Origin of the sequence: Streptomyces sichuanensis, assembly GCF_020328095.1 — a bacterium.
Lineage (GTDB): Bacteria > Actinomycetota > Actinomycetes > Streptomycetales > Streptomycetaceae > Streptomyces > Streptomyces cinnamoneus.
In genome coordinates, this window is the sequence record NZ_JAIXMK010000079.1 from 31,426 (window position 1) to 44,220 (window position 12,795).

Genomic DNA, 12,795 nt, shown 5'->3' on the forward strand with positions numbered 1-12,795 from the left:
GCCAGGGTCGGTTGGTCGCAGAGCTGATTGCCAGAGGGGACGCATGTCGGAGGCGGAGCAGACGCAGGGCACGACAGGGCGCCTCCTCGCCGGGCGATACCGCCTCGGGGACGTCCTCGGGCGCGGTGGCATGGGCACGGTCCACCGGGCGACGGACGAGACGCTGGGCCGGGCGGTCGCGGTGAAGGAGCTGCGTTTCCCGGCCAACATCGACGAGGACGAGAAGCGCCGTCTCATCACGCGGACACTGCGTGAGGCGAAGGCCATTGCCCGCATCCGCAGTGCGGGCGCGGTCACCGTCTTCGACGTCGTGCACGAGGACGACCGGCCGTGGATCGTCATGGAGCTCATCGAGGGCCGCTCCCTCGCCGAGGTCATCCGCGAGGACGGGCCGCTGAAGTGGCGCAGAGCCGCCGAGGTGGGCCTCGCCGTCCTCGACGTGCTGCGCGCCGCACACCGCGAGGGCATCCTGCACCGTGACGTGAAGCCCTCCAACGTGCTCATCGCCGACGACGGCCGCGTCGTCCTCACCGACTTCGGCATCGCCCAGGTCGAGGGCGACCCGTCGGTCACCTCGACCGGCATGCTCGTCGGCGCGCCCTCGTACATATCCCCCGAGCGCGCCCGCGGCCAGAAGCCCGGCCCCCCGGCGGACCTGTGGTCCCTCGGCGGCCTGCTCTACGCCGCCGTGGAAGGCGCCCCTCCGTACGACAAGGGGTCGGCCATAGCGACCCTGACGGCCGTGATGACGGAGCCCCTGGGGCCGCCCAAGAACGCGGGCCCCCTGGAAGGCGTCATGTACGGGCTGCTCGCCAAGGACCCGCAGAAGCGCCTGGACGAGGCCGGCGCCCGCGCCCTGCTGACCGACGCCGTCAACGCCCCGGACGAGCGCCTGCCCAGGCCGCCCGAGCCCACCCCTGACCTGGACGCGACCCAGGCCCTGTCCCTGCCGCCCATACCGGAGACGCCCCGCCGGGCGGCCTCCTCGTCGTCCCGGGGCAAGAAGAGCGGCTACGGCTACGACGGCCGGCCGTCCTCCTCCGGCGCGCACTCCGCGCACTCCTCGGCCGGACCGTCCGCCACGGGCCGTCCGAACCCGGCCCCTGCCTCCGCCGGCGGCTCGCGCCCGCACGGGCGCGGTGCGGCGGGCAATGCGGCCACCCAGCGCACGCCGGGCGCCTTCCGTCCCCTGCGGGACGCGACCCCAGGTGGTTCGTCGGTGACCGCCGAGTCCGACGGCCCGACGCAGCCGGTGAAGCTGAGGGTGGGCAGCGTCGCCGCCCGCAGCCGCGCGGGCGCGCGCACCGGCACGTACGGCCGGGCGTCGATCTCCGACATCGTGCCGCGCCGGGTGCTGCTCATCGCCGCGGTGGTGGTCGTGCTGGCCGTCATCGGCACGGTGCTGGCCCTCAGCATGAGCGGTGACGACAAGGGCGAGGACGGCAAGAGCGGTTCGTCCCCCTCGCACAAGAAGGCGTCGATCGCCCCGGCCGCGGTGCTCTATGACGCCCCGGCAGGCTTCCCGGGCGCGCACTGACGCAGGTGGCGCGCGGGCCGGAAGCCCCGCGCGCCACGTCGGGCGCATAACGGGCGGCGTGCCGGGGGACGTACTGAGCCGTACGGGCCCGAAGGGGCGGGTTCGGCACGTATCGTGAGTCGTCGTGGACCGTACGCAACCGCAATAAGCAGCTGAACGACCGGCTTTGGCGGTTGTGCGGGGCAATGGTGGTGCCCACGCTGGGGCGGATCGCACGATTGGGGAGGCGTCGTGGACGAGTACGCGGGCCGGGTGCTCGCCGACCGCTATCGCCTGCCGTTGCCACCCTCCGACGCCTTCGAACTCGTCGAGACGCGGGCCTTTGACACCTACAGCGGGCAGGAGGTCCTGGTCCGGCAGATTCCCCTGCCGGAGATCGTGGACGCCGAGGTCCTGGCTGACGACACCCCTGGCGCAACCGCGGCCGGGCTCGGCAGCGGGGCCGGGACCGGGACCGGGACCGCAGTGATGCCCGGAACCCGGACGCCGGGTGCAGGGCCCGCCGCGGCGACGGGCGGCACAGTACCCGGTGCGGGTGCGGGTGCGGGTGCGGGGAGGGCATCCGCTTTCGGGGCCGTGCCCGGCCAGCGTCCGGCGTCCGGGGCCGGAGCGGGGGCCGGGAGCGGGCTCCGTGAACGGGCCGGCGCCGGCGGCCGCCCCGGCGGCGTGGGCCGTAGTGGCCAGGGCGCGGGCGATCCGGCGGTGCGTCGTGCGCTGGCGGCCGCGACCGCCGCCGCGCAGGTGCCCGACCACCCGCGGCTCGACCAGGTCTTCCACGTCTTCGCCGAGGCGGGCAGCCTCTGGATCGTCAGCGAACTCGTCTCGGCCCGTCCGCTCGCCGCCCTGCTCGCCGAGCGCACGCTCTCCCCGCACCGTGCGGCGGAGGTCGCCGCGGACGTCCTCACCGCCCTGCGAGCCCTGCACGCCCAGGGCTGGACCCACCGCAACATCACCGTACGCACCGTCCTCATCTGCGACGACGGTCGCGCCATCCTCACCGGCCTCGCCGCCGGAGCGGCCGAAGAAGCCCTCTGCGGATACGACCCCGTGCCGGCGCCCCCCGCCCCCCACGGCGCGGCGGACCGCCCGTACACGCCCGGCCCCGCGGACAGCGGTGCGCTTCCCGCGCCCGGACCGGGGAGCCCGGGCGCCGGGACCCCTGGCGGTGGATACGGCGACCCGGGAGCGGCCGGCGGTGCCTACCGTGACCAGGGTGCCGCGGGTGGCTTCGTGCGGCCTGCTGCTGCCGACAGCGGCCGCCCGGGCGAGGCACGGAACGCACACGGCACACGCGACGTCCGGGCGGTGCGGTCCGGGGCGATCGCCGCGTACCACGCCGCCGCCCGCGCAGCTGCGGCCCGGGCCGCAGCCGAAGCCAAGCCCGGCCTGCCGACCGGCGCATCCACCTGGGGCGGCGGCAGCGCCGCGAGTGGGACCGCCCCCGCGCCCGGAGCCAGGTCCGCGCCGAGCACGCCCACGGCCCAGCCCGGCGGGGCCCCGGTCCCCGTGCAGGCTTCCGGTCCCCGTGCGCCGCACCCTCCGGCACCTGTGGCCGAGGAACGCACTCCGGCTGAGGGCCCCGCGCCCGCCCCCGCTCGCCGGGCGGACGGCTGGGCCTACCCCGGCGGCCCCGGCAGCGCCGTCGCCGCCGAACGGGCCCGGCAGGCGCGCATGGTGGTCGTCGGCGCCGTCACCGAGCGCTGGGCACCCGAGCAGGCATGGCCGATCCAGGAGAACTGGCAGCTCGCACCCCCCGTGGGCCCCGCCGCCGACCTCTGGGCGCTCGGCGCGCTGCTCTTCCGCGTCGTCCAGGGACACGCGCCCTACCCGGAGGACAGCACGGCCGAGCTCGTCCAGGTCGTCTGCGCCGAACCGCCCGCGTACGCCGAGGAGTGCGGTGCGCTGCGGCCCGTCGTCGAGTCGCTGATGCGGAAGGACCCGACCGAACGCCCCGAGTTCGAGGAGCTGCGGGGCTGGCTCCGCTCACTCATCCGCTCCGCCCCGGAACCGGACATCGGCAGCCGTACGGTCACCGTGCCGTCGATCGGCTCCCCTGCGCCCGCGGACCCGCGCCGGCTGCCGGTGGTCCGTCGCCGCGGCGAACTGGTCCGCCGCAGGCGTGCCCGTACCGCCTCCGCCGCGGGTCCCGCGCCGGCCGCCGCGCACGGGCGGCACAAGAAGACGGTCAAGGAGAGCGGCAGGGCGGCCCGGCCCCAGGAGCGGAGCGGCTTCCACTCCACCGGCCACCTGCAGGAACAGCGGGTCCGTACGGCCCCCGCCCCGCAGCGCCTGGGTCGTCTCCTCCTCGGCCTGATCCTCCTCGCCCTGATCGGGGCCGTGCTGTACGCCCTGCTGTTCATGCCGCGTGCGGAGGAGAACGCGGGCCAGAGCCCGGCGGACCGCACCGGCTCGGCGGGTGCGCTGAGCGCGGCCCCCAACGACCCGGGCTCCAACGGCAGAGTGGGCCAGACCTCCGCGACCGGCGCCCAGAACGAGCGGACCGAGGAGCGCGGCGGGGCGAAGGAGTTCACCACGCGCAAGGACCCCAAGGGCTTCGCCATCGCCGTCGCCAAGGACTGGCATCGCCGGGGCGAGAACGACCGCGGCCAGGTCGTCTACGTCGGCGGCGACTACGAGCTGATCGTGGTGCCGGGCCGGGACAAGGCGTCGGAGTTCGGCGACGACCCGATGGCCTACCAGCAGGACAAGGAGCCCGAGCTGGCCCCGTACCGCTCGTCCTCCTGGTCGGGCGCCTCCGGACTGCGCCGCACCGGCGTGGGCGGCACGGCGACGGCGGAGGGCACGTTCAACTGGAACGACAGCAGCGGACGGCAGGTCTACGTCCGCAACGCCGCCATGCTCCTCGGCGGCCGCTACCACCTCGTCCAGGTGCGCGGACCGATGGACGAACAGCGCTCGATCGACGGCTTCTTCGAGAAGGCCATGGCCACCTACCGGGCGAACGACTGACGGTCCGGCGGGGACGGGCTGGAGAAGCGCTCGCGCAGTTTGTACTTCAGCACCTTGCGGAGGGTGTCGTTGCGCGGCAGCGCGTCGACGACTTCCAGCTGCTCGGGCAGCTTGTGCACGGCCAGCCCCGCGGCCCGCAGATACGCGGTCACGGCCGCGAGGGTCAGGGGAGCGGCCCCTTCCGGCTGCTGGACCACCGCGCAGACGCGCTCTCCGCGCGCGGCGTCGGGAAGCCCGATGACCGCCACGTCCTCGACGCCGGGGTGGCCGTGGAGGAGTTGCTCGATCTCCTGCGCGGAGACGTTCTCGCCCTTGCGGATGATGACGTCCTTCATCCGCCCGGTGAGCACCAGATAGCCGTCGTCGGTGAGGTGACCGAGGTCGCCGGTGCGCAGGAAACCGTCGGTGTCGAACGCCTCGGCGGTCTGGACCGGGTCGAGATAGCCGCGGCAGACCGCCTCGCCGCGCAGCCGTACCTCCCCGTCCGCACCGGCCGGGACCGGCGTGCCGTCCGGACTCGTGATCCGGATCGCCATCCCGCTGTCCGGCCTGCCCTCCGTGCGGGCCAGTCTCTCCTCCGGGTCGTCCGGACGCCCCATGGTGATCATGGGCGCCTCGGTCATGCCGTAGCCGTGAGTGAGCCGGCAGCCCAGTTCCCGGACGACCGCGTGGTGCAGCTCGGGCGGCTTGGGCGCTCCGCCGCCCGCCATGAGGCGCAGGGTCGGGATGATCCTGCGGCCGGGGGTCTTGCGCTGCTCGGCGAGGAACATGGCGTAGAAGGCCGTCGACCCGCCCGCCACCGTGACGCCGTGGCGGCGATAGGCGGCCAGCGAGTCCGGCAGGGCGAAGTGCTCCAGGAGGACCGCCGGGAAGCCGCGCAGCAATGCCATCACCGTGTAGTCGGGCCCGGCCACGTGCGCGTAGGGGAAGGCCATGGAACCGACGTCGTCCGGGGTCAGTCCGAGTGCGCGGGCGAGGTGGGCGCCCGAGGCGATGAGACTGCGGTCCGTGTGCAGGACGCCCTTGGGGTCGGAGGTGGTGCCGGAGGTCCAGTAGATCCAGCGCACGTCCGTACCGCTTGCGGGCGCGGGCGGAAACGCGGCGGGATCGGCCTCCGGAAGGACGTCGCACGCCGTCGCCACCAGTGGCGGGCGAGGCAGCGTCCCCGCGATGCGCCGGGCCATCGCGGTGTGATCGAACCCCCGCCAGGTCCCCGGAACGATGAGGTGGCGTGCCCCGGTCGTCCGCAGGGCGTGACCGACCTCGCGGTCGCGGCACGAGGGGATCAGGGGCGTCTGGACGGCGCCCAGCCGGGCCAGGGCGAGGCTCAGGACGACGGTCTCGATGCGGGTGGGCAGCTGCCAGGCGACGCGGCTGCCGGGGCGCACGCCCTGCGCGTACAGCCCGGCGGCGACGCGCTCGGCACGCGCGTGCAGTGCGCCGAACGTCACCCGGCGGTCGCCACCGCCCGGCTCCGCCGGATCGTCGGCCTGGATGAGGGCCGGGGTGTCGGGTGTGAGAGCGGCCCGCCGCGCGAGAAGCTCCCACAGCGTGCGTGAGCCGGACAGGTCGTCGTCGGTGTCCGCACAACGCATGGCCGTCGCCCTCTCGTGTCTGACGAAGCGTCACATCGTGCCGGAGCGTAGGGCGTATGCGCTTGTCGGTCCAGGGGGTGGCGGCTAGCCTCCTGAACTGAACTGACGGTTCGTCAGAATAGCGAGGGAGTGCCATGGACCTGCCGCGCATCGTCAGTGTCGACGACCATGTGATCGAACCCGCCCACCTCTTCGAGACGTGGCTGCCGGCCAAGTACCACGACCGCGGCCCTCGCCCCGTGACCGCCGGCATCGGCGAGCTGGAGTACACCGGCGGGACGTACCGCATCACCATGGACCCCGACGGGCGGCCCACCGACTGGTGGATCTACGAGGACCTCCAATTCCCGTACAAGCGCAACATCGCGGCGGTCGGCTTCCACCGGGACGACATGACACTGGAGGGCATCACCCGGGAGGAGATGCGCCGCGGCTGCTGGGACCCGGCGGCACGGCTGAAGGACATGGACCTCAACCACGTCGAGGCGTCCCTGTGCTTCCCGACCTTCCCCCGCTTCTGCGGGCAGACCTTCGCGGAGGCGCACGACAAGGAAGTGGCCCTCGCGTGCGTACGCGCCTACAACGACTGGATGGTCGACGAGTGGTGCGGTGACAGCGGCGGCCGGCTCATCCCGTTGTGCATCATTCCCCTCTGGGACATCGACCTCGCCGTCGCCGAGGTCCGGCGCAACGCCGACCGCGGCGTCCGCGCCCTCACCTTCAGCGAGCTGCCCACCCACCTGGGCCTGCCCAGCATCCACACCGGCTACTGGGACCCGCTCTTCGCCGTCTGCCAGGAGACGGGGACCGTCGTCAACATGCACATCGGCTCCTCCTCGCAGATGCCCGCAACCTCTCCCGACGCGCCGACGGCCGTACAGGCGACCCTGTCGTTCAACAACGCCATGGCCTCGATGTCGGACTTCCTCTTCAGCGGCGTCCTCGTCCGCTTCCCCCGCCTCACCCTGGCCTACAGCGAGGGCCAGATGGGATGGATCCCCTACGTACTGGAACGCGCCGACGACGTGTGGCGGGAACACCGCGCCTGGGGCGGGGTGCGGGATCTGATCCCCGAACCGCCCTCCACCTACTACTACCGGCAGATCTTCTGCTGCTTCTTCCGCGACAAACACGGAATCGCCTCACTCGATGCTGTGGGCCGCGACAACGCCACCTTCGAGACCGACTATCCGCACGTGGACTCCACCTTCCCCCACACCAAGCGGGTGGCCCTGGACCATGTGAAGGGCCTCGACGACGAGACCGTCCACAAGCTCATGCGGGGCAATGCCATCCGGATGCTCGGCCTGGACCTCGACACCCCCGCCGCCTGATCGCCATGGACCTCCACACCACCCCCGAGGAGGAAGAGTTCCGGCAAGGGCTGAGGGCCTGGCTGGCCGCCACCCTGCCGCACCTGCCCCCCAAGCCGGAACCGGCCGACTGGCCCGCCCGCCGCGCCTACGACTGCGCCTGGCAACGGGCGCTGTACGACGCCGGATACGCGGGCCTGCACTGGCCCGCCGACGCCGGGGGCCGGGGCGCCACCCCTGCCCAGCACCTGATCTTCCTGGAGGAGACGGAACGGGCGGGAGCGCCGTACGTGGGCGCCAATTTCGTGGGCCTGCTGCACGCCGGCCCGACGATCGCGGTGGAGGGCACGGCGGCCCAACGTGCCCGCTGGCTGCCGCCCATCCTGCGGGGCGAGGAAGTGTGGTGCCAGGGGTTCTCCGAGCCGGAGGCCGGCTCGGACCTCGCCTCCTTGCGCACCCGCGCGGTCCGGGACGGTGACGACTACGTCGTCACCGGCACCAAGATCTGGACATCGCACGCCGAGGTCGCCGACTGGTGCGAGCTCCTCGTCCGCACCGGCCCCGCCGGCTCCGGGCACCGGGGGATCTCCTGGCTCGCGATGCCGATGGACGCCCCCGGGGTGACGGTCCGCCCCGTACGGACCCTCGCCGGGTCCACGGAGTTCGCCGAACTGTTCCTGGACGACGTGCGGGTACCGGCCCGGCACCGGGTCGGTGCCGAGAACGACGGCTGGCGCGTCACCATGGTCACCCTCTCCTTCGAGCGCGGCACCGCCTTCGCCGGCGAGGTCGTCGCCTGCCGCCGCACCCTGGTCCAGCTGGCCCGGACGGCCCGGGAGAACGGCAGGTGGGACGACGCCGTCCTGCGGCGCCGGCTGGGCAGACTCAACGCCGACTTCACGGCCCTGTGGCGCCTGGTGCAGTGGAATACGAGCGAGGCCCAGGCATCGCTCAGCTCCGGCGGCAACGGCCTGCCCGGCACCGGCGGCTCGGTCTTCAAACTCCGGTACTCCCAGGCCCGCCAGGAGTTGTACGACGCGGCAGCCGACGTCCTGGGCCCGCACTCCCTGGACGCCGGGCAGCAATGGACCACCGAGCGCCTGTCCTCTCTCGCCTACACCATCGCCGCCGGTACCTCTCAGATCCAGCAGAACATCATTGCCGAGCGCATCCTCGGCCTGCCCAGAGGACGGTGAGGAGGTCATGGATTTCCGGCTGAGCGAGGATCAACGCGCCCTGCGGACGGCAATGCGGGAACTCCTGGCGGCGCACTTTCCGCGGGAGAAGCTCCAGGAGGCGGTGGCTGCGGGGGAGCCGGAACAGGGTTTCGACCGGGCTCTGTGGCACGAGCTTGGAAAGGCCGGCTTCTTCTCCCTGAGACTGCCCGAGAAGGACGGCGGTGCGGGCCTCGGCCTGCCGGACGCAGTGCTCCTCTTCGAGGAGGCCGGGCGCGCCCTGCTGACCGGCCCGCTCGTCGCCACCCACCTGGCCGCGGGGGCGGTACCCGGCGCCGCCGAGGGCACGGCCGTGGTGACGGCCCTGGACCGGCCCGGCATGGTCGGCCACCTCGCCGCAGCCGACGCCGTCCTGCTCCTCGACGGCCCGGAACCCCGGATCCTGCGGACGAGCGGAGGAGAGGCGCCGGAGGTGCTCGCGGCCCGGCCCATCCGGTCGGTCGACCCCGCCACTCCCCTCCACCACATCGAGCGCCTTCCCCCACTCCCTGGGGCCACGCCGTTGAGCGGCACAGCCGGCGCCGCCGGACTGCGCCAGGAGGCGGCCCTGCTGACTGCCGCCGAACAACTCGGCAGCGCCCTCCGGACTCTGGAAATGGCGGTCTCCCACGCCAAGAACCGCACCCAGTTCGGTCACCCGATAGGGGCTTTCCAAGCCGTGCAACACCTCTGCGCGCGCATGCTCGTCCGTACGGAACTCGCACGCAGTAGCGTGTACGCCGCGTCGCTGACAATTGCAGCCAGTGACGCGCGGGGAGCGAAACTGCTCTCCGACGAGGCTGCTGTCCGTAATGCCCGTGACTGTTTGCAACTGCATGGCGGCATGGGTTTCACCTGGGAAGCGGAAGTCCACCTGCATCTCAAGCGGGCCTGGCTGAGGCTCGAACGCTGGCAGACGACGGCGGACGGGGAGGAGGCGCTGGCCGCCGCGCTTCTCGACGGTTCGGAAAATTGCTCGACGGAAATCGCGAATCACCCGAATGGCGCCGCGTAATCGGTGTGGGTGAAATATACGCCTTGCGGCCGATAAATGATCACGCTGCGTTGATATCGACTTGTGTTCTTCGCGTTACTCGTCACAGTGCGGAGTCGGGCCGGGTCTCGGGTACTCTCCGTGGGATGCGAGTAGTTCAGGGCCGCAACAAAACCGGTGATGCCGGAGCGGCTGAGTCGCGGGCGGAAATGCCCCTCGTTCACGTCGCTACGAGGTTCGAAAGACCTCGTTGTTCGAGTCCCAGCAGCGCGCGTCGCACAGTATGCAGCACGCATACTCCTTTGCGCCGGAATATGCCTGAAGCGCTTGTTGGGGTAACTGTACGTCAACCATGCTGTCTCGAAACGGGATCACGTTCCGTGGCCCCCCTGAGACGCGAGGCGTTGTGTCCGCCGGTTCGGATGGTGTGAGCGGTGCAGGTGCTTCAGATGCAGATGGAGGTCCGGGCCGACCCCGCGGAGGTGGGGCGGGCCCGCAGGTGGGCGCGGTCGCGGCTTGCCGGATCCGGTATAGGGGCCGATGAGCCCGTGGCGGAGACGTTGATCCTGCTGATCTCCGAATTGGTCACCAATGCGGTCGTCCACACGGGGTGCCCGGCCGTGCTGCGGATGCTCTTTCCCGGTGTCGGTGCGAGCGGTGCCGCCGCCGCAGGTGTGGCCGGCGGGCGCGTCGACACCGTCCGCGTCGAAGTGACCGACATCAGCGCCCGGCCGCCGAGGCGGCGATGCGCCGAAGGCGATGACACCGGAGGCAGGGGCCTGGAGCTGGTGGACGGCCTTGCCGACCGCTGGGGTTGGCACCGTGAGGGCGCCGGGAAGCGCATCTGGTGCGAGGTCGACCGCGGGGGACCGCTCTGGAGTGGCGCTTTTGAGCCACAACACGCCGCGACAAATCGGGCTTAGTCGACAAAGTCCAGACCAGGTGTTGACGTGAAGTGTTCACGTGATCACCCTTGGATGCAGCGATTCGTTGCGAGGGGACGTCGAGAGGCCCGGGTGTGACCAGGGCTGCCTTGGCGAGTGCGGGTCGCGTCCGGCGCGACAACAGGGCTCAGGCGCCGGAGCTGGGTGGCGGCGTACGGTGCCGTGCTCGGGGTGCGCATCTGTACGCCGCCGCCCGCCCGAACCGCGCAGGGTCAAGCCCCAGGGTGCGGGCGGACAGTGACGTGCAGTCGGCTCGTCAGAAAATCGCGACCGGTGCCACGGGCGCTCCGACGCCGCCGACGAATGGTTCGGGCATGGCCGCCAGCAGGAAGGCGTAGCGCCGCTCCTCGGCGCAGACGTCCGAGAGCTCTTCCAGATTCCAGTTCTGTCCCTGTGGCATGCCCATCTCGACGAGGTCGAGTGCGTGGACGGGAAGCCACAGGTTTTCGATCTCGGGCGGGAAGATCTCGAACGTGAGCGTGTCGTTGGCGACGGCGGCGACGTCGCGGGCGTGGAACCACTCGGGAGTGCGGATCGAAAGACCTGGCGAAGGGTAGGCGTACGCCTGTTTGTCGCCCGTCAGATAGCGCTGGATCTGGCCAGTCCGTACCAGCGCGATATCGCCGGGCCCCACCCTGACTCCGGCCAGCTCCTCGGCCGCCTCCAGGTCCTCGGGTGTGACGGCGTACGTGCTGTCGAGCCGGTCGGTGCCCCTGGCTCGTGCGACGTCGAGCAGCACTCCGCGCGAGACGATGTGCCCGGCCTTGTCGACCCCGTTGAAGGCCGAGCGCCCGTGCGCGGTGATCGAGTCCGCCGGGCGCCCGTTGTAGAGCCGTCCGCCGTGAGAGACGTGGGACAGGCCGTCCCAGTGCGTGCCCGCCTGAAGGCCCATGGTCACGGTGTCGTCGCTGGTGGCCACGGTCCCGGGGCCGAAGAGCTCCGCATTGATCGCGACCATCGTGTGCAGCGGATTGATGCGGCCGGGGATCACCCCCGTCTGTACCCCGTCCTGCTGCAGGGGTAGCGCGAGCGGAACGCGGCGTCCGCTGGTGACCGTCGCGGCCGCCGTGCGTACCACGGCGTCGGTGATGAGATTGAGGGTGCCGATCTCGTCGTCCACCCCCCAACGCCCCCAGTTGTTCACTCGCTTGGCCAGCTCGTGGAACTCGTCCGGCAGTGGCATGGAATTCCTCTCTGATCGTGACCTGATGCGGTGCGTCTTTGCTTCGTCGACGGGTCTTGTGTTCGCGGCCGCGCTGCCCAAAAATCTAACGGGCCGTCAGAAACTGCGGGAAGGGGCACACCGTGGGGAGCTTCTTGGCCGGCAAAGTGATCGCCGTGACCGGTGCCGGGCGCGGTATCGGGAGGGCAGTGGCCCTGGCGAGTGCCGCCGAGGGCGCCAAGGTCGTCGTCAACGACCACGGCGTTTCTCTCGCGGGTGACGAGCCCACCAGCGAGATCGCCACCGCCGTCGCCAAGGAGATCGAAGCGACCGGCGGCGAGGCTGTCGCCCTGGCGGACGACGTCTCGACGATGGCCGGCGGCCAGCGGATCGTCGATGCGGCCCTGGCGCAGTACGGGCGGCTCGACGGGGTGGTGTGCGTCGCCGGGATCCTCCGCGAGCGCATGATCTTCAATATGACCGAGGAGGAGTGGGACCCGGTCATCGCCACCCACCTGAAGGGCACCTTCACCGTCTTCAGGGCCGCCTCCGCCGTGATGCGCCGACAGCGGAGCGGCACCCTCATCGGCTTCACCAGCGGCAGTCACCAGGGCAGCGTCGCGCAGGCCAACTACGCCTCCGCCAAGGGAGGTGTCATCTCCCTCGTCCGCAGCGCCGCACTGGGCCTCCACCGGTACGGAGTCACCGCCAACTGCGTGGCTCCCGTGGCCCGTACGCGGATGTCGGCCAACGTTCCGACCGGGCTCACGGAGATCGGTGAGCCGGAGGACGTGGCGGCGTTGGTGGTCTATCTGCTCAGCGACCGCGCCCGCGAGGAGCGGATCACCGGGCAGGTCTACACGGTGGCCGGCCCGAAAATCGCGGTCTGGGCCCAGCCCCGCGAACTGCGGGCAGCCTACGCGGAAGACCGGTGGACCCCTGGGCGGATCGCCGACGTCCTCCCCGGCACGGTCGGCACCGACCCGATGCCCATGCTGGACCGGATCCAGGCGATGGCCGACGCGGCCGCCGCCGACAAGCGCCCCAACGCGTGACGCGACGAGCG

Annotated in this window: 8 protein-coding genes and 1 pseudogene; 7 read left to right on the top strand and 2 right to left on the bottom strand. The window is 71.9% G+C overall.

The genetic code is table 11. The features are described 5' to 3' along the window. Positions 1-43 precede the first annotated feature (43 nt). Both LE181_RS32670 and LE181_RS21520 read left to right on the top strand, forming a co-directional pair. Positions 44-1,360, top strand: a pseudogene (locus LE181_RS32670) (serine/threonine-protein kinase); the annotation flags it as partial. A gap of 408 nt (positions 1,361-1,768) precedes the next feature. Next, positions 1,769-4,507 carry a serine/threonine kinase C-terminal domain-containing protein gene (locus LE181_RS21520; RefSeq protein WP_225662960.1) on the top strand — a complete coding sequence of 913 codons (2,739 nt, stop codon included), beginning with the start codon at positions 1,769-1,771 and terminating at the stop codon, positions 4,505-4,507. Here LE181_RS21520 and LE181_RS21525 read toward each other — a convergent pair. Next, positions 4,489-6,102, bottom strand: a complete 1,614-nt coding sequence (locus LE181_RS21525) for a class I adenylate-forming enzyme family protein (protein WP_225662961.1) — start codon at positions 6,100-6,102, stop codon at positions 4,489-4,491. The two genes, LE181_RS21520 and LE181_RS21525, sit on opposite strands and share 19 nt — an antisense overlap. 134 nt (positions 6,103-6,236) lie before the next feature. Between LE181_RS21525 and LE181_RS21530 the strand changes: the two genes are divergently transcribed. From LE181_RS21530 to LE181_RS21545, 4 genes are all read left to right on the top strand, one after another. Beyond that, entirely contained in the window at positions 6,237-7,436 is a 1,200-nt protein-coding gene (locus LE181_RS21530; protein ID WP_225662962.1) for an amidohydrolase family protein, read from the top strand. A 5-nt stretch (positions 7,437-7,441) separates the two neighbouring features. Continuing rightward, positions 7,442-8,611, top strand: a complete 1,170-nt coding sequence (locus LE181_RS21535) for an acyl-CoA dehydrogenase family protein (protein ID WP_225662963.1) — start codon at positions 7,442-7,444, stop codon at positions 8,609-8,611. Positions 8,612-8,618: 7 nt separating this feature from the next. Further along, positions 8,619-9,644, top strand: coding sequence for an acyl-CoA dehydrogenase family protein (locus LE181_RS21540; protein ID WP_225662964.1), 1,026 nt, complete (start codon positions 8,619-8,621; stop codon positions 9,642-9,644). A 413-nt stretch (positions 9,645-10,057) separates the two neighbouring features. Then, positions 10,058-10,546 (top strand): ATP-binding protein, encoded by a 489-nt coding sequence (locus LE181_RS21545; RefSeq protein WP_225662965.1) that lies wholly within the window; start codon positions 10,058-10,060, stop codon positions 10,544-10,546. A 277-nt stretch (positions 10,547-10,823) separates the two neighbouring features. On the opposite strand, the gene LE181_RS21550 is transcribed toward LE181_RS21545, so the two are convergent. Continuing rightward, positions 10,824-11,750, bottom strand: a complete 927-nt coding sequence (locus LE181_RS21550) for a cyclase family protein (RefSeq protein WP_225662966.1) — start codon at positions 11,748-11,750, stop codon at positions 10,824-10,826. A gap of 122 nt (positions 11,751-11,872) precedes the next feature. On the opposite strand from LE181_RS21550, the gene LE181_RS21555 reads away from it, so the two are divergent. Further along, on the top strand, positions 11,873-12,784 hold the full coding sequence (locus tag LE181_RS21555) for an SDR family NAD(P)-dependent oxidoreductase (RefSeq protein WP_225662967.1): 912 nt from the start codon (positions 11,873-11,875) through the stop codon (positions 12,782-12,784). Positions 12,785-12,795: the final 11 nt, after the last annotated feature.